The 18,105-nt window shown below is 37.3% G+C and carries 13 protein-coding genes and 1 pseudogene; 7 read left to right on the top strand and 7 right to left on the bottom strand.

Annotated features, from left to right (window positions below; all coding sequences use genetic code 11):
* Window positions 1–23: 23 nt before the first annotated feature.
* The 3 genes from BWI92_RS10240 to BWI92_RS10250 form a co-directional block, all read right to left on the bottom strand.
* Window positions 24–908 carry an AraC family transcriptional regulator gene (locus BWI92_RS10240; protein ID WP_095162796.1) on the bottom strand — a complete coding sequence of 295 codons (885 nt, stop codon included), beginning with the start codon at window positions 906–908 and terminating at the stop codon, window positions 24–26.
* 112 nt (window positions 909–1,020) lie between these two features.
* Window positions 1,021–3,432, bottom strand: coding sequence for a TonB-dependent receptor (locus BWI92_RS10245; RefSeq protein ID WP_095162798.1), 2,412 nt, complete (start codon window positions 3,430–3,432; stop codon window positions 1,021–1,023).
* Between the two features lie 12 nt (window positions 3,433–3,444).
* Window positions 3,445–4,656 (bottom strand): PepSY domain-containing protein, encoded by a 1,212-nt coding sequence (locus BWI92_RS10250; RefSeq protein ID WP_095162800.1) that lies wholly within the window; start codon window positions 4,654–4,656, stop codon window positions 3,445–3,447.
* 440 nt (window positions 4,657–5,096) lie between these two features.
* Between BWI92_RS10250 and BWI92_RS10255 the strand changes: the two genes are divergently transcribed.
* Both BWI92_RS10255 and BWI92_RS10260 read left to right on the top strand, forming a co-directional pair.
* The gene (locus BWI92_RS10255; RefSeq protein WP_176464389.1) at window positions 5,097–5,753 is read left to right on the top strand and encodes a CAP domain-containing protein; all 657 of its coding nucleotides are present in this window, start codon (window positions 5,097–5,099) and stop codon (window positions 5,751–5,753) included.
* A gap of 506 nt (window positions 5,754–6,259) precedes the next feature.
* The gene (locus tag BWI92_RS10260) at window positions 6,260–7,690 is read left to right on the top strand and encodes an MBL fold metallo-hydrolase RNA specificity domain-containing protein (RefSeq protein WP_095162804.1); all 1,431 of its coding nucleotides are present in this window, start codon (window positions 6,260–6,262) and stop codon (window positions 7,688–7,690) included.
* A 359-nt stretch (window positions 7,691–8,049) separates the two neighbouring features.
* Here BWI92_RS10260 and BWI92_RS27275 read toward each other — a convergent pair whose 3' ends face one another.
* Complete coding sequence (locus BWI92_RS27275; RefSeq protein ID WP_176464390.1) at window positions 8,050–8,874, bottom strand: hypothetical protein; 825 nt, start codon at window positions 8,872–8,874, stop codon at window positions 8,050–8,052.
* Window positions 8,875–9,162: 288 nt separating this feature from the next.
* Window positions 9,163–10,479 carry a gluconate:H+ symporter gene (locus tag BWI92_RS10270; protein ID WP_095162806.1) on the bottom strand — a complete coding sequence of 439 codons (1,317 nt, stop codon included), beginning with the start codon at window positions 10,477–10,479 and terminating at the stop codon, window positions 9,163–9,165.
* A gap of 469 nt (window positions 10,480–10,948) precedes the next feature.
* Here BWI92_RS10270 and BWI92_RS10275 point away from each other — a divergent pair, with 469 nt between their 5' ends.
* The 4 genes from BWI92_RS10275 (at window position 10,949) to BWI92_RS10290 (ending at window position 14,556) form a co-directional block, all read left to right on the top strand.
* Window positions 10,949–11,902: an acetyl-CoA carboxylase carboxyltransferase subunit alpha gene (locus tag BWI92_RS10275; RefSeq protein WP_095162808.1), complete on the top strand. Its 954-nt coding sequence runs from the start codon at window positions 10,949–10,951 to the stop codon at window positions 11,900–11,902.
* Between the two features lie 119 nt (window positions 11,903–12,021).
* The gene (locus BWI92_RS10280; protein WP_095162810.1) at window positions 12,022–12,642 is read left to right on the top strand and encodes an HAD family phosphatase; all 621 of its coding nucleotides are present in this window, start codon (window positions 12,022–12,024) and stop codon (window positions 12,640–12,642) included.
* Window positions 12,632–13,819 carry a site-2 protease family protein gene (locus tag BWI92_RS10285; RefSeq protein ID WP_095162813.1) on the top strand — a complete coding sequence of 396 codons (1,188 nt, stop codon included), beginning with the start codon at window positions 12,632–12,634 and terminating at the stop codon, window positions 13,817–13,819. Before BWI92_RS10280 ends, BWI92_RS10285 begins: the two co-directional genes overlap by 11 nt.
* Before the next feature lie 170 nt (window positions 13,820–13,989).
* Window positions 13,990–14,556: a 1-acyl-sn-glycerol-3-phosphate acyltransferase gene (locus BWI92_RS10290; RefSeq protein WP_095162815.1), complete on the top strand. Its 567-nt coding sequence runs from the start codon at window positions 13,990–13,992 to the stop codon at window positions 14,554–14,556.
* Window positions 14,557–14,623: 67 nt separating this feature from the next.
* On the opposite strand, the pseudogene lpxB reads toward BWI92_RS10290, so the two are convergent.
* Both lpxB and BWI92_RS10300 read right to left on the bottom strand, forming a co-directional pair.
* Window positions 14,624–15,729, bottom strand: a pseudogene (gene lpxB, locus BWI92_RS10295) (lipid-A-disaccharide synthase).
* Between the two features lie 76 nt (window positions 15,730–15,805).
* Window positions 15,806–16,225 (bottom strand): 6-carboxytetrahydropterin synthase, encoded by a 420-nt coding sequence (locus BWI92_RS10300; RefSeq protein WP_095162818.1) that lies wholly within the window; start codon window positions 16,223–16,225, stop codon window positions 15,806–15,808.
* A gap of 763 nt (window positions 16,226–16,988) precedes the next feature.
* Here BWI92_RS10300 and rfaD point away from each other — a divergent pair.
* Window positions 16,989–17,954: an ADP-glyceromanno-heptose 6-epimerase gene (gene rfaD / locus BWI92_RS10305; RefSeq protein WP_095162820.1), complete on the top strand. Its 966-nt coding sequence runs from the start codon at window positions 16,989–16,991 to the stop codon at window positions 17,952–17,954.
* Window positions 17,955–18,105: the final 151 nt, after the last annotated feature.

Here is an 18,105-nt window from a genome sequence, read left to right on the forward strand (position 1 = left end):
TATAGTAATGTTAAAATAAGAATTTAAGCAAAAGCCTTAGTACATACACCTCTGAAGGATTCGGGCGTATTTTGAACATATTTTTTGAAAAACTTATAAAAATTTGTGGTCTCCTCAAAACCTGCTTGATAGGCAATTTCTTTGATAGATAAATTCGGATTAGTGAGTAGTCGTTTGATTTGCAAAATCACGATTTCATCAATAAACTGTTTGGCAGATTTATGAAGGATATTTTGGGTAATATTATTGATGGTTTTGGTGCTAAGATTCATTTTTTCTGCATAATCTTCCACTTTCTTTGTCTCCAAGCAATGGGCTTCCACCAAGGCTTGCAGTTTTACAAACTCAGGTAAATATTTACGATTTTGTAATTGTAGAGCCGATAGCGATTTTTGACGTAGTAATTTGTTAAGAAAAATATGTAACAAAGAACCGACGATAGGAAGGGCATACTCGTCTTGTAGGTTATTATACTCTTGCGCTATTTCAGCGATTAAAGGAACAAAAAGTTTATATTGCTCACTATCTAACTCAGTGAGAGGAGCCGTAATCAATTCATTAAATAACTGCAAGCATTTAGTCGCCTCAGATTTTTCGAAAAACTGAATGAAAAAATCCTCCGTAAACACAAACAAATACCCCTTACTTTCAGAATAATGATAACGATGAATTTGATCTTTTCGAATGGTTAAAATAGTCCCTTGCTGATAGGAGTAATCCACAAAATCAATGGTATGCTTCCCCGAACCCGAAGTACAAATCAGAATGGTGTAGAAATTATTCTTCTGGTAATTCCGTAATGCATCGCTCAAATCTGCTCTTTGGAGCAAATTCTCTAACAACAATAAGTCAAACTGGCTAGCATTGCGACGGTTATCGTATTTGATGAGTTGGATGTTTTGTCTCATGGTTTTAAAAATGACTTAATCTTGCTCAATAACCTAAATTTACCTTAATTGATTTCAAGATACTGCATAAAAACAAAACAAAAGTCCCACTCCTCGGAGTGGGACTGATATATTAAAAACTAAAACTAACATTCGCCATTAATCTTCTTGGCATTTGCGGCTCTATGGTGGTCCAACCACTGAAGTATTGTTTGTTGGTAAGGTTGTCGAGTTTTAATCCTAGACGCATTTTTGAAATATTATAAAACACTGAGGCGTTCAGTACTGTATAACTTGGTAGCGTGAATACGCCCGTTACCGAATTGTTGGTAATAAGGTTTTCGCTTGCGTAATTTCCTCCCAAGCCAAATCCTAAGCCTTTGGCTTTACCTTGAAGAAGTGTGTAACTCGCCCAAAAATTGGCTAAATCCGCAGGACCTGCACTTACTGGACGACGGTTGAGTAAACTTTCGGCAACTTTTGTTTGCTTGCTATCATTATGCGAATATCCGAAAATGAGGTTCAATCCTGCAATCGGGTTAGCAATCAAGTCAAATTCGATACCTTTACTAATCTGAGTTCCGTCTTGAACGGTGATATTATATGTCTTTCCATCTCGAACTACAACATCTGCACGAGTCATGTTGTTGACAGTAATGTCGTAATAACTAGCAGTAAAATTGATTCTGTTTTGCCATAAATCTACTTTGATACCTCCTTCAAATTGGTTGGCCTGTTGAGGCTTGAAGGTTCCGCTAATATCGGCCAACGGTTGGGTCACAGGCGCTACGTTTCTGAAACCATTCATGTAATTTCCAAATACAGAAACTTTATCTTTGATTACTTGATAAACAACTCCTAGTTTTGGCGAAAAGGCATCTTGGTTATAATTACCTGAGGTTACGCCTGTCGCAAAGTTGGTAGTACCAACGGTTTCGAAGTGGTCATAACGCAAGCTTGCCATTACCATCAATTGCTCGGTAAGATTGAATACATCCGAGGCATAAATTCCATAAGTATTGCTTACAGCCTTAGTTTTGGTTGGTGCATTGTTGGCTGCAATTTTGGCATCTAGGGCTTGTCTGGTCAACAAAGGATAGCGTTGGTCGTTGCTTTTACTGGTATTTACTTGGTCAAACAAAATATACGCAGTATTGTAATTGAGTGCTACTTGTTGCAAATAGTCAAACCCAAACAGGAATCTATTTCTGATTTTTCCGATGTTAAAATCACCAATAAAATTCTGCTGTAAATTGGTTGTGGTAACCGTCGAGGTCAAGTCTGCGATGTATCTGCTCACCAAGGTATCATTGTTTGCTTGCAAATACATAATGTACGAATAATACCCGTCTGATTCTCTTACACTTTTGGCGATATTGGTTTGTGATGTCCATTTGTCAGAAATTTTATAATTCGCCTGACCGAAGATATTTAGTGTGTTGTTGGTAATGGTAATATCATTGCTTGTATAAGAGCGATTGTAGTCAAATTGAAGTTCACTAGGGTTGGTAGCAATCAGTTTTCGAGAACGATTCAGGAAAATCATCAAAGGATTTGTTCCTGTTTGAGTCATATACTCTGCCGTAATATTGACATTCAACTTGTCATTTACTTTATAGCTAAAACTAGGAGCTACAAAAGTACTTTTTCTAAATCCAGCATCCTGAAAACTTCCTTGATATTGATGTGAACCATTCACACGCATCAAGAGCTTATTTTCTTTATCTAGGGGCGTATTGACATCCAAACTTAGTCTACTCAAGTCATATCCACCAATCGAATAGGATACCTCTCCCCCAAAAGTTTCGTAAGGCTTTTTGGTTACAATATTCAACAGTCCACCAAACGAAATCAAACTACTGCCAAAAAGCGTTCCCGATGGACCTTTGATACTTTCGATGCGTTCGATGTTTGCGGGGTCAATACCACCGTTGGTTTGTCCTGCTACGCCGTTTACCATGGTTGGCTGTACCGCAAAACCACGCATCGAAAAGTAACCAGCACCATCGCCACCACGACCCGTTGCCGACCACAGACGATTAACTCCTGGGGCATTTTTCAAGGCATCGTCAAAGCTTACAATCATTTGTTCTTTCAAAAGCTCTTTACCGATGCTGTTGTAAACCTGTGGATTTTCTAAGTTTTTCAATGGCATTCTGGCAATGTAATCTGTCTCTTTTTGAGCAAATTTGTTCACTCCTCCCGACACAATTACCTCGTCTAATTGCTCAGCGCTTTCTTTTAGAGTAAAGTTTAGTTTAGCATGTTGACCAGCTTTTAAGTCTACTTTTTGCTCTTGCGTCTCCAAACCAATCAAGCTTAATCTCAAGGTATATTTCCCAGGTTTTATACGCTCAATACTATACGTGCCATTGGCATCTGTTAAAGTACCACGGTTAATTTCAATGAGTTGGACACTTACATACGCTGCTGACTTACCATCAGAAGTTTTGATATTACCACTGAGTTTTGCTCGTTCATTTTGGGCAAAAGAATGTCCAAGGCTTAGGATTCCTAAGACCAAAAAATTTAAAATTGCTTTCATTGTTTTATAAAATTAGTGAGTGACAGTTTCTGTCAAAATTTGCTTTTTGCTTGATGTTACGTTTTTCTTTTTGCGACGACCCCACCAAATCAGGAATCCGCTTACGGGTAAACTAGCAGAGATAAGACTCACCACAAAGGCCAGAATCTTGGACCATATCCCAAAAATTGATCCTACATGGACATCGTAATTGGCTGCTATAGCTTTTTCTCCAAGATTTTTGTCTTGATGTTTGTGTACATACAGGAGTTTACCAGAGTTTTCGTCGAAAATAAGATTATGATTTTTATGGTAGGAGTAGGATAATTCTTTCACAAAAACCGATAGATTTTCATGTTTATGGTCGTCTAAATGTTCTTGTCCCAAGTCGATACGATAACCGTAAGCATTAGGAAAACGTTGTTCAACTTGTTGTGAAATTCTGTCGATAGTTTGAGCGTTTCTTTGCTCAATTGGCGCCGAAGTTTTGTAATTTGAAAAGTCTGGATACTTGGTTTGTCCTCCTGAAAACGTAAAATAGATTAAGGCTTTTACTGCAAAAAAAGAATAAAAAATGCCCGTCATTGCAATAATTAAGGCAAAAAAGGAAGCGTAAAATCCTAGGACATTGTGTAAGTCATAATTTTTGCGACGCCAGTTTTTGACATTTTTCCAAGAAAACCAAAAACGCTGTTTGGCAGCTGATTTGTTTTTGGGCCACCATAAAATAATGCCAGAAATCAAAGAAACGATGAAAATAAGCACTGGAATACCGACGATATATTTGCCCCAATCATTCCTGAGAAGTAAACTCCAGTGAATGAATTTTACGATATTAAAAAAGCCATTCTTCTCATCATATACCGCTAGCACTTTTCCGTTGAAGGGGTTTACATAAGCAGTCTTGTATATCACCAACCTATCAAAATAATTCCAACCTCTTTTGTCAGATTCATGATAGACAAATTTATAGCTCTGCGCTTTATTCAATGGAATTTCGACCCAATGCAAAGGATACTTTTCATGCGTTTGTTGATTCACCAAAGCTTCCAATTTTCGGAGTGGGAGCGTACTCTTTTGGGTAATATTAGGCTCTTGATGATAAATATATTCTTTTCTGATAATGCCTTGTATTTCCTCTTTAAATACATACATGGCTCCTGTAATGCTCACAATAAACACAATCAGACCAGTGCTTAGGCCAAGCCAAAGATGAAGTTTGCCAATAGTTTTTTTGAAAGACATGATAGATTTAGTTCAAAAGCATTTTGTTTATTTAGACTTATTAAAAATAATGCCACAAAGTAAGGGAGGTAATTTTTAAAAAGCAATATTTATTTAGAATTATTATAAATAAAAAAATGGATGATAAGTTAGTGGGCAAAATAAGATTTGATTTTTGAGCTTTCGGCTCTGGGCATTCGGTAAAATATATCTATCGTTACTAAAAAACATTTTAACACTCTTTGCCTTGCGCCTGTTGCCTTGTCCAAATGATAAAAAACTTAAATATAATTTTGCACTAATACTTAATATAAACAAATCAGAAAGAGTGATAGCCTAATTTTAAAGTGAAGAGAAATTATTGATAAGTTTAGAGCTATAAAAACGTTAAACAATTGATTTATGACAACAATGTTTGATTATCCAAGCTTAATTAATTCTGGAATATGATACGATTTTTGATGTTTTTTCTCTTTCTTTCTCAGACGCTGTTCTCGCAACAAAGTCAGTATTACCAACTATCTGCTGAGGCTTTTAGTAAATTACCTCAAATAAAAATGCCTATCAATCCTGTTGCGCCAGATTATGAACTGTTGGATGCTGCGATTTTTCATCAGACCAATTTGATGCGAAAAAAATATGGATTACCTGCATTCAAACTAGGAGAAGGGCTTTATCGTGCTGCTCGAAATCATTCGGAAGCGATGATTAATCGGGATTTTTATGACCATCAAAATCCTTACAACAGAAGCCTTCGAAATTTGGATGATAGAATTGAGCAATTCGATAGGCCTTACTTTGAATTAGCCGAAAATATTGCCGAAATAGATTTGATAGATACTCCAAATGATTTTTGCCCCGAAAGAATGTCTAATGGAGAATATCGTTATATGGATTGCCGTACACATCGACCTTATAAAATGATGTCTTATTGGACACTTGCAGAGGAGGCGCTTCGTTTGTGGATGGAGTCTAAACCGCACAGACGTAATATTTTAAACCCCGAAATGCGCCTTATTGGATGTGCTGTCCAAATTTGTAAACGCCCTTATTCGACTGAGGAAGGTCCTTTTGCTAGACTCACCCAAGATTTTGCTTCCGAGCCATTACCCGAATAAAAACTTCCTTAAATGCTAAACTAAGCGGGTAATTCTTGTGTTATGCCAAAATAAGCTTAAGTTGCAGGAACTTGCGCTAAATTTGAAAAAGTGACCAAAAAATGCCTGTTTTTAGGTATCTTTGTCAGAAAGCACCAATAAAAATATAGTTTTCCTGCCTGTTGGCAATGCCCGCTTTCCCATAAATTACGTACAAAAGGTTCTTCATTGTCAGTATTTTCTGACAGAAAAATCGAGAGGTATTAGGTGGTTGGATTCGAAGAACCAAATGTTTGATAAGTCCATCTGTCTCATCCTCTGTCTATTGCAATGATTAATTCGTAACTACTTGGGTTATTTAGGAGGAAATTTGTAAATACAAGTAAACCACTTGTATGAGATAAAAGTGACTATTGGCAAAATTAAAATGGATTGGTGATGGTGAAAAAAATGTTTGCCTGATAACAATTAGTCATTTTACGATATCTCAAAATTGATTTGATATACGAAGACAGAAATATAGACCAATGAAATTAACATTTTGGGGTGCTTCGAGACAAGTAACAGGCAGTATGTACCTGCTCGAACTCGAAGACGATTACAAGATTCTGATTGATTGTGGTACGGACATGGAGCGTGAATTAGATTTTACGCAACCCGTTACTGGATATCAGCCCTTCTTCCCCTTCGAAGCTGCTCAGGTCAATTTGGTTCTGTTAACTCACGCACACATCGACCACTCGGGAAACATTCCAATGTTGTACCGTGAAGGTTATGAAGGACAAGTGCTATGTACGCCTCCTACGGCCGAATTAGCGGAGATTCTTTTGTATGATGCAGCGAGTTTGAACTACAAAAAACTGAAGCAAGCGGAAGGAGATAGCAAGAAGAAAAAGAAAAAAATGGACCGCTTGATGGTAAAGGGTGACCTTTATCTACAGAAGGATGTCGAGGATACGATGAGTAATTTTGTTACTCTTCAATTTAATCGTCGCTTTAAGGTCAAAGATGGTGTTTGGGTAACTTTTGTTCCTGCTGGGCACTTATTGGGGGCGGCTCACGTGATAGTCGAAGCATTTGACAATGGTGAAAAGAAAAGTATTTGCTTTTCAGGAGATATCGGAAGAGAAAATTATCCTCTTTTGGTTGATCCCGCAAAGGAGTTGCCACAAACGGATTATGTCGTTTGTGAGACCACCTATGGCGCTCGCTTACACGAAGATAAGGTAATTCCAGAGGATGCTTTGGCAAAGGTTATTCAAAGAGCCTGTATTGATTTGCCAGGCCGTTTGATTATTCCAGCCTTTTCTGTAGGTCGTACGCAAGCTTTGCTGTATACCCTCAATAAGCTTTATACCGAACGTGGATTCAAGCCTATTAAGGTATTTAGTGATTCACCTTTGGCGTATGCTAGTACGAAGATTTATCAGAAGAATGTTCGTCAGTTGAATAAAGCAGCACAGGAGTTTTATGAAGAAAACGACGGTTTGTTTGACTTTGAAAACTTGCAGTATATTCAATCTGAAAAAGCGAGTAGAGCTATTTCGAATTATACCGAGCCTTGTATTATTATCTCTGCTTCTGGTATGGTGTCTGGTGGGCGTGTTGAACAGCATATTGCTGCCAATATCAATAATGTGTATTGTACCATTTTATTAGTTGGTTTTGCTTCTGAAGGTACTCTAGGCTGGAAGTTGATGCACGGGCAAAAAACACTTCGTATCAAAGACGTGGAATTGCCTGTATTGGCAACAGTCGAGAAAATCGACGTGTTCAGCGGACATGGTGACCAAAATGACTTGTTGAAATTTGTAAGTAAACATAAACCAGAGCGTGTAAAGAAAGTATTCTTGGTTCACGGTGAGGAAGAAAGTATGGTTATTTTCAAAGAGCTTCTTGAAGGAAAAGGCTACGCCAATGTCGAAATGCCAGAAAAGGGACAATCATACGATTTATAGGTTTTGTGTTTTAGGGACAAGGCAACAGGCACAAGGCAAAGAGTGTTAAAATGTTTTTAACGACCTTAGACATGCATTTTTCCCATAGCCCACCGCCGAAAGCCGATACCTGAAAGCACAATCTTAAACTTTATTTTGCGTACTAACTTAACTATAGCATAGTTTTATATCAAAAAAGGCGTTCGAAAAACTAACTTCGAACGCCTTTTTTGATACTATATTTCGAATAATATCTCTTTAGACGTAAAGAGTTACATCTCTAATTGTAAAATTTTATTAAAAATAATCACTCATCCACTCAATCCCTACTCGCTAAATTGAGGATGATTTTTCAGATGGTTATTTAAAAAGTATAGAGGCTAACTGCCACAGCCACTACATCCACCACTACAACCACTACATCCGCTACCACAGCCACTGCACCCGTGCCCAGCACCGTCGCCACCATGTCCTCCATCACCTGCATGTCCAGCGTCGCCACCATCAGAAAAAAATGTAGCTCCACAACCTGAATCTGCTTTGTCTTTATCGTCATGATTGGTATCAATGCTTTTTTGAAAAGCCATAACCATAGCTATAAGTAATCCTAAAATTCCTGAGATTACCCAAAAAACACTCGTTCCTGATGCTCGAACAAACAAGAGCAAACAGCAACAAACAAGAAGAGGAATAGCTAAGGATTGAGTAACTTTGAGAATAAGGTTTTTTCGGATAAACCAATGGTTGCTAGTATCTAATCTTTGGAATTGTTGCTTACCAAATCGTTCTTGGTGTGGTCGCCAGATATTTTGAGGAGGAAGAGTGTCGAAGATTTCTTGATAAAATTGTAAGCTTTTGCTGTAGTAGTTGTCAAATTTGAGTGCTTCTTGATTACCTCCTTCTGTAGGATTATGGTGTATGTGTTTTTGTAGCGTATTATGGCAGAAATCTATCCAATAGGATTGTGTATAGGTCAGGTGTAAATGCCAAGCTTGGTCAACTTCATCGGATGGGGTAATAGGAGTGGGACTAATACAACAGAGAAAGATAAATTTCTTATATTCTTGAATCACTTTTAAAGAATATTGGTGTGTCCAACCATTTTCTCTAGCTAGTCTTTTCGAAAAGGGCAAAGATACATTTGGAACATCCAGTTCAAACTGTTGAATGCGGTTCCATAAGTCAAGGTTTTGTTGAGGAATCATACAAATAGAGGTTTTATTTCTATATAAAATATATAGACTATATTCCATATTTGCAAGTGTTTTAATCAATTTTTGTGTAGGATAACTGATTACTGCACAAATTTGAAGTTACTAGTTCAAGACTTAGTCTTGGACTCATTTTTTAACAGTTTAAAACTGTTTTTTAAAAATGTGTGAAAAAGTCGATACACCTGAATCAGGCTTTCTCGTTTTATCCAGTAATCAGAAAAAAGCTGTAATAAAAGTCTACAGACAGTTTACCACAGCTTTTTAAGGTTAGATTTTTTACTAGACAATCGAATTAAGAACTAAAACACCCATTAAACCCATTACACCCACAATAGTTTCCATCACCGACCATGTTTTGAAGGTATCCTTGATAGTCAGACCAAAATATTCTTTGAACATCCAGAAACCCGTGTCGTTCACGTGTGAGCACATCAAACTTCCCGCACCGATTGATAAGACCATTAATTCAGGATTTACATGGGTGGTAGCCATCAAAGGTTGAATAATACCTGCTGCCGTCAAACCAGCTATCGTGGCTGAACCCAGCGCTATTCGGATAATGGTGGCAATTAACCAGCCCAATACCAATGGGGATAAGGTAGAATCTTGAAAAGCTTTTGCTATATCTGTTCCGATGCCACTATCAGTTAATACCTGTTTGAATGCGCCACCTGCTGCAATAATCATAATAATCATTGATGCAGAACTAATAGCACCTCCTGTTTTTTCCATTAAATACTCCATTGTTTTTCCACGACGAATACCCAAGAATATCAATGCAAATGTTACTGCTATCAGCATCGAAATACTTGGATCACCCAAGAACTTTAAATAGTGATGTAGCGCAGAGTTAGTGTCCATCGTTAACTCACTCGCTGTAGCCATGCCCATCAACACCACAGGAATTAAGGCTGTTAGGATACTTAAACCAAAACCAGGCATTTCTTCCTCTTTGAATTGTTTGGTTTCGAATAAGCCCTTGGGTGGATTTGAAGAAATATTTTTAATAAATTCTGGAAAAACTAAGCCCGCAACAATTAAGGTAGGAATTGCCACGGTAAGTCCATAAATCAAAGTTTTACCAATGTCTGCTTTAAACAATACCGCAATGGTCGTAGGACCAGGGTGAGGAGGTAAAAAGCCATGTGTGACCGACAAGGCCGAGGCCATGGCGATACCCACATAAATCATCGGCTGACCAGTATTGAGAGCTACTGAAAAAACCATGGGTATCAATATCACGAAGCCAGCATTGTAAAACATGGCAATACCCACCACAAAACCTGTGAGTAATACCGCTAGTTTTACTCTCGATGCCCCAAAATACTGAATAAGAACTTGACTGATTCGCTGTGCTGCGCCACTTTCTGAGAGTAAGCTCCCGAGCATTACGCCAAGTCCAAGAATCAGAATGAGCGACCCAAGCGTGCTACCTATTCCTTTTTGGATGGATGCCAAAATATCTGCAAGGGGCATCTGTTTGGCAATACCCACTAAAATTGCTGAGAAAATTAGAGAAAGAAAGGCATTGAGTTTTCCGAAGGTTATGAGGATAAGAAGTAATAGAATACTTAATACTAAGATTAAAATTGACATGTTTGAAGGGTTTTATGTATTTACTGGGATAGTACGTCAAAAATAACATAAGTAGCGTATTTTCTCTAAAAAATAGAACTTTTTTAATAGGGTCTTAGACGAATAACGCTAAGAGTACAAAAAAACGAGCTTTGAGGAAAAAGCGTGGATTCATATCATTTTAGAATTGTATAAAAACTAGAGAAAAAAGCGGTTGTTTCATGAAATTATCCTAAATTGCCCAAGAGATTTATTGAAAAAATAAAATCAAATCAGAAAAATACATTTTATAATTATATAGATAACTGCTTCATTATGAGGTATTAATGTAGTTTGAGTTAGATTGGCCACTTGAAAAATATGATTATTTCGTGTTGCGAAAGGTCTTTTTGACTAACTTTGAGGGCTAAAAATCTTCCTAACGTAAGGATTGTTATTACTTAATCTATGCTCAAGCAAAACTTGGGTATGCGATAAATTCAACAACAAAATGCGAACTCTCTTGGATTTTGAAAAACCGATAGCCGAATTAGAAGCCAAATTGGCAGAAATGAAAAAATTGGCGATTGATAATAATGTAGATGTATCGACAGCTGCGGCTCAATTGGAAGCTAGCATTGAAGAACTCAAAAAAGAAACTTTCTCAAACTTGACACGCTGGCAAAGAGTTCAGCTGTCTCGTCACCCAGAACGTCCATATACACTCGACTACATCGAGCACATGTGTGATGAATTTATCGAGTTATTCGGTGACCGTACTGTAGCCGATGACAAAGCCATGGTGGGTGGTTTTGGTAGAATTGGTGACGAAACTTTTATGATTATTGGTCAACAAAAAGGTCGTAATACCAAACAACGTCAGCTTCGTAACTTTGGTATGCCAAACCCAGAAGGATACCGCAAGGCGTTGCGTTTGATGAAAATGGCTGAAAAATTCAATAAGCCAATCGTTACTTTGATTGACACTCCAGGGGCTTTCCCAGGGCTTGAAGCAGAGGAGCGTGGACAAGGTGAAGCAATTGCACGCAACATTCGCGATATGTTCATGTTGAAAGTACCAGTTATCTGTATTATCATCGGTGAAGGTGCTTCGGGTGGTGCGCTAGGTATTGCGATTGGTGACAGAGTTTTGATGCTTGAAAATGCTTGGTATTCAGTAATTTCTCCAGAAAACTGTTCAACAATCCTTTGGAGAACATGGAATTTCAAAGAGCAAGCAGCAGAAGCATTGAAGTTAACTGCCGAAGATATGAAGGGCAATAAGTTGGTAGACGGTATTATTCCAGAACCACTAGGCGGTGCTCACTTAGATTTTGAGCAAGCAACTCAAACTGTGAAAAACGTAATTCTTGAAACCTACAAAGAGCTATCTCAACTGACACCAGAAGAGAGAATCGACCAAAGAATTGAGAAGTTTTCAGCGATGGGCGTGGTAACAGAATAATCAGTAAGTAAAAATGCAACTAAAATAAGCATATTAATAAGAGGTAAAACGATGAAATTACAGCGTTTACCTCTTATTTTTTTGTCTACAAAACTTCGAATCAACCGTTTATTTATTTTATGAAAAACATCATTTTTGATTTAGGAAATGTCGTAATCGATATCAATCTGAACGAAACTTATAAAGAGTTAGCAAAGCTATCAAAGGATTTTTCTTGGGAGGACGGAGAGAGATTGTTGAAGGAAAAACAAATTTGGGCTAACTACGAAAAAGGGCATTATTCGGATGCTGAATTTAGAGATTTGTTACGTCAAGAACTGAATATCACAGCCTCTGATGAGGAAATCGATCGTGCTTTTAATGCACTGTTATTAGATATTGATCCTAAGAGAGTAGCCTTGATTAAACAATTAGGACAGAAGTATAATACCTATGTTTTGTCTAATACTAGCAATATTCATATTATCGAAGTAAATAAAATTTTGGAGCGTTGTACAGGCGAAAAACGTCTTGAGGATTTATTCGATAAGCTATTTCTATCCTACGAAATGGGTAAAGCCAAACCTCACACCGATATTTATGAAGCTGTTTTGAAAGAAGCAGGTTTGAATCCCGCCGAAACATTATTCCTCGACGATATGTTGCCTAACTTGGAAGGAGCTGCGAAAGTTGGTATCCAAGTAAAACAGATTATTCCCAATGAATTTACGATTTTAGATATGTTTGCAAATGAAGAATAAAACTTTAGCGATTCAGTTGGTGCTGTTTGTAGTGACAGTTATAACTACAACATTGGCAGGAGCGGAGGCAATGACAGGGCGCTTTTTCTTCTTTTTACCAGAAAAGGATATTCTCAAATTTCCACAGGATTTTTGGCAAGGATTTGAGTTTTCGATTCCTTTTTTGGCCATTCTAACCTGTCATGAATTTGGTCATTTCTTTATGGCAAGGTATTACAAAATTCGTACGACACTACCTTATTATATACCGATGTGGCTAAGCGCATTGGCCATGAGTATCGGAACGCTTGGCGCAGTGATTCGTATTCTTGACAGAACTAGAACACGCAAACAATATTTTGATATTGGGATTGCAGGTCCTTTGGCTGGATTTGTGGTTGGTTTTGGAGTGCTGTGGTATGGTTTTACACATTTGCCAGCACTTGAGTATATTTACAAAATTCACCCTGAGTATATTAAATATGGGGCTAATTATGCTCATGAAATGTCCAAAAATGCCAATTTGCTCAATGGGCAAATGACCTTAGGGGACAATTTACTGATGCTTTTTTTCAAAAATTATGTAGCAGACCCTGCTTTATTACCACCTAATTTTGAGTTATCGCATTATCCACTGCTTTGGGCTGGTTATCTATCTTTGTTTTTTACTGCGCTAAATTTATTCCCAATTGGACAACTAGACGGTGGACATATTTTGTATGGTCTTATTGGCAAAAAGAAATTTAATATCATTGCTCCGATCATCTTTGTAGGATTTTTGTTTTATGCAGGCATTGGAATGTATACGATTGACGAAATTAAGTCAATTGGCTTTGAAGGAAGCGCCTATAGCTCCGACTTAGATTTTTTCCTGTGGTTGGGTATTTATATCTTTTTCTTGAAAACCTGTCTTTCCCGAATATCTCCGAATCCACTAACTCCTTGGGTAATCAGTTTGAGTATGGTAGTTGTTCAATTGGTAATGAGTGCCATCCCTGTGGTGAAGGATTTTCAAGGTTTCTCAGGGTTTTTTCCTTTCGCTTTTTTGTTGGGAAGATTTTTAGGAATCTATCATCCCGATGTGGAGGAGGATACGCCACTCGATACCAAGCGTAAAGTTTTAGGATGGATTTCTTTGGGGATATTCATACTTTGCTTTACACCTCATCCTTTTATGTTGATTGATATTAGTAAGTAAACATAGGGGATAAGACACAAAGGCACAAAGTGTTTGTTTGAATCGTATTTAGACAGATACTTTGTGCCTTTTTACATTCATTATTACTGAATGATGTAATTTTTCCAGTGAAATTGTTTCCGCTGAAGATTTTAATTATTTTCACTTGAAATATTAATTCACTTAAAATTATGCTAAATAAAATATTTATAATGCTATTTAAGTTGGCGGGTTGGAAATTGGAAGGACAAATCCCCGCATCACTTAAAAAAAGTATTGTGGCGGTTGTGCCACATGCTAGCTGGGTAGATTTTCCTGTGGGGCTTGGTGCAAGGGCTGTTATCGGTAAAAAGATTGGATATTTAGGAAAAGAAGAGCTTTTTAAACCTCCATTTGGCTGGCTGTTTAAAGCTTTAGGAGGAACTCCCGTTGATAGGTCTAGGAATAATAACTTGGTGGAAGCGGTTATTCAGGTATTCAATAAAACTACTGAATTACACATAGCGCTGGCACCAGAAGGGACTCGGAAAAATGTTGAAAAATTAAAATCTGGATTTTATTATGTCGCCAAAGGAGCTAATATTCCAATTGTGCTGGTTGGATTCGATTACCCAAGAAAGACTGTCTTTGTGAGAGAACCTTTCTATCCGACCGATAACGTTGAAGCTGATTTCAAAGAAATTGCAACTTACTTTAGTCAAATACAAGGTGTCCAGAAAACTTGGATTAAGAATTATTTGGAAGGAAAATATCTCTAATTGAGTGCATGAGTGATTGAGTAATAATACTTAGAATGACTCAGTCACTCATGCGCATAAGCTCCAACTATTTCAAAAGATAGTCAACCATCAAACTGCCAGCTTTAGCAGATGCGCCTTTGTCGCCTAATAAAGCTTTCACTTCGGCATATCCTTCTAGTTGTGCTTGGCGTCCTTCTGGCGTTAATATTTTGTTTAGTTCTTCTTGAACTGTGATATTATTCAAATCATTTTGAATTAACTCTGGAACTACCTTTTTCTGCGCAACCAGATTTACCAATGAAATATAGGGCACTTTGATGACCATTTTGGCAATAGCGAAAGAAATACCACTAGTTTTGTAACAAACCACTTGCGGAACATTCAACAAGGCTGTTTCTAAAGTTGCCGTTCCTGAAGTCACTAAAGCAGCATCAGCTACTGAGAGCAAATTGTAGGCGTCATCATACACCACTTTAATCGGAAAAATAGACTGCCAGCGTGCGTATAATTCTTTGGGAAGATTAGAAACCCCAGCAATTACAAACTGATAATCGGGGAAGTTATACGCCTGTGCCACCATCATAGGGAGAATTTTGGCTACCTCTTGGTGACGCGAGCCTGGTAAAAGCGCAATAATGGGTTTTTGACCAACACGGGCTTCTTTTCTGAAATTAGGTTTCGGCTGAAAGTCTGCAATAGCATCAAACAGAGGGTTTCCGACATAATCTACCTCGTAATCATATTTCTTAAAAAAGTCTTTTTCGAAAGGAAAAATCACAAACATACGGTCAACAAATTTCTTGATATTGAGTGCACGTGATTGATTCCAAGCCCAAACTTTTGGCGAAATATAATAGAATGTTTTGATACCAATAGATTTGACAAACTTCGCCACACGCATATTGAATCCCGCATAGTCGATAAGAATCACCACATCAGGCTGATAGGCTTGAATATCTTTTTGCAAAACGATAAAAGTCCAAGAATTGTAGGGAGATTTTTGATGACTTCGGCAAAGCCCATAAAGGCAATGTCTTTGTAGTGTTTTACAAGCGTAGCGCCTGCTTCTTGCATCATATCACCGCCCCAAGCACGAATTTGGGCGTTGGCATCCTTTTGAAGGATGGCTTTGATGAGATTAGAGCCATGCAAATCGCCTGAGCGTTCGCCAGCAATGATATAATATTTCATGTTGTGGGCTTTAGGCTGAGAGCTTCAGGCTGCTTGAGGAGCCAAGAATACCAGCCCAAAGCTTCACACAGTACAATTATTCGCCGTAATACTTCACTGAGTTTTTAGGCGTTTCGATGAGTTCGATGCAGTGTAGCTGTCCATGTGGAATTTGCTCATTGAGCTTTGGAGCTAAAATTTTCCAAATTTCCATGGCAAATATTTCACAACTTGCCATTTTACCTTGCATAAAATCTACATCGAGATTTAGATTTTTGTGGTCAACACGTTCGATGATTTCATCTTTGATAATTTGGCTCATCACTTTCATATCAATCACGAAACCTGTGTCAGGGTCTGGAATACCTTTTACAGTAACGATAAGCTCAAAATTATGTCCGTGCCAGTTGACATTTGCACATGGACCAAATACCTCACGATTCTTTTCCTCTGTCCAGTTAGGATTATACAGCCTGTGAGCGGCATTGAAGTGTTCTTTACGAACTACGTAAACCATTTGTTTTCAGTTAATTTATTCGTTTTGCGAAAATCTCAGATGTTATACTAGTGGTATATCTGTTATCAGTTTATAGGTAAAAATGACCAATAACAGACAATAATGACAAAGCAAACGTCCCAAGCGCAAAACTACGAGTGATGACCAGCAAAATCGCCGTGATTGGAGTTGGGAAAACGTAGCAAAACCAATCTGTGGATTAAGAACACAAAGTTAATGGCTTTTAGTTTCACAAAAAAGAAAGCTGAAAACAATCATTTTACGAAAGTCTTTAATTTGTTCAATTTATTTCATTATTTTTAGATGTGATATTTCTGTTAATCAGCCTATTACTCTAACCCCTCATATTACCCTATAAGTGTTATCTTGAAAAGTTTATATTTTTTCAAAGTTAAGTGTATTGGTTTTTCGCAAAGCTTTAGGTACTTTTGCTTACTTTTTCTAGGAATAGTTCGATTTTAGTGCTGTTTTGATTACTTGTAAGAAATGACTTTTGTCATAGAATCACAACCTTGTAAACAGTGTATTTATTCCTACAAAACAACTTTGCTCCTTATCTGCTTATTGTATTTTGACAATATAGATTTAATAAATAGACAGGTTCGTAATAGAACCACGTAGTCGAGTTACTACCTTTCGGAATTATTTATTATCCAACATGATTGAACATATCTTCCGAGTGGATTTTTCTCGATTATAAAGAGAATCATTAGTTTTTCATAAATAACACATTCCAGAACCACTCAATTTTAGTTTCTATTGTATGATTATTGTTACAGGTGCCGCTGGGTTTATTGGAAGTTGCCTTATTCAACGCTTGAATGAGGACAATTTTAACTATATCATTGCTGTTGACGATTTTTCCGATGAGCAAAAGAATAAAAATCTTGAAGGAAAAAAAATTCAAGAGCGTGTAGACCGCGAACACTTTTTTGAGTGGTTGGATGCAAACTATCAAGAGATTGAATTCTGTTTCCACATTGGTGCTCGTACAGATACGACAGAGTTCAATGTAGATATTTTCAACAAATTGAATTTGAATTACTCAAAGAAGATTTGGAAAAAATGTCATGACTACCAAATTCCATTGGTGTATGCTTCGTCGGCTGCTACTTATGGTTTGGGCGAGCATGGCTATGATGATAATGAGTCTTTGATTCCTCAATTGAAGCCTTTGAATCCTTATGGTGATTCAAAAAATGACTTCGATATTTGGGCATTACAACAACAAGAAAAGCCTTTTTTCTGGGCTGGGTTGAAGTTCTTCAACGTTTACGGACCAAACGAATTCCACAAAGGTCGTATGGCATCTGTGATTTGGCATACATTCAACCAAATCCAGAAAACTGGCGCGATGAAGTTATTCCGCTCCCATAACCCTGATTTTCAGGATGGTGAGCAAATGCGTGATTTTGTGTATGTAAAGGATGTGGTAGAGGTTTGTTTGTTTTTGATGCACCACCGTCGCAACTCAGGTATTTATAACTTAGGTTCTGGAAAGGCAAGAACTTTTTTGGATTTGGTAAAAAATACTTTTTACGCATTGAATCTTGAGCCCAATATCTCATTTATTGATACTCCAGAAGATATTCGTGATAAATACCAATATTTCACTGAAGCAAATATGTCAAAATTAAAGTCGATTGGTTACGAAAAACCTTTCCATACTTTAGAAGAAGGCGTAACAGATTATGTGAAGAATTATTTAGCAGATCAAAAGTATTACTAATATATATTTAGAGAATGAGTGAATTGTGGATGAGTAATTATTTTTACAAATCTCTTTCTTAAAATCAAAAAAAGCGGTCAAAAAATGATTTTTGACCGCTTTTTTTGATACTACCATGCTAGATATAACTCGGATTAAGACGCAATCATTG

Source organism: Flectobacillus sp. BAB-3569 (assembly GCF_002270355.1).
GTDB lineage: Bacteria > Bacteroidota > Bacteroidia > Cytophagales > Spirosomataceae > Flectobacillus > Flectobacillus roseus.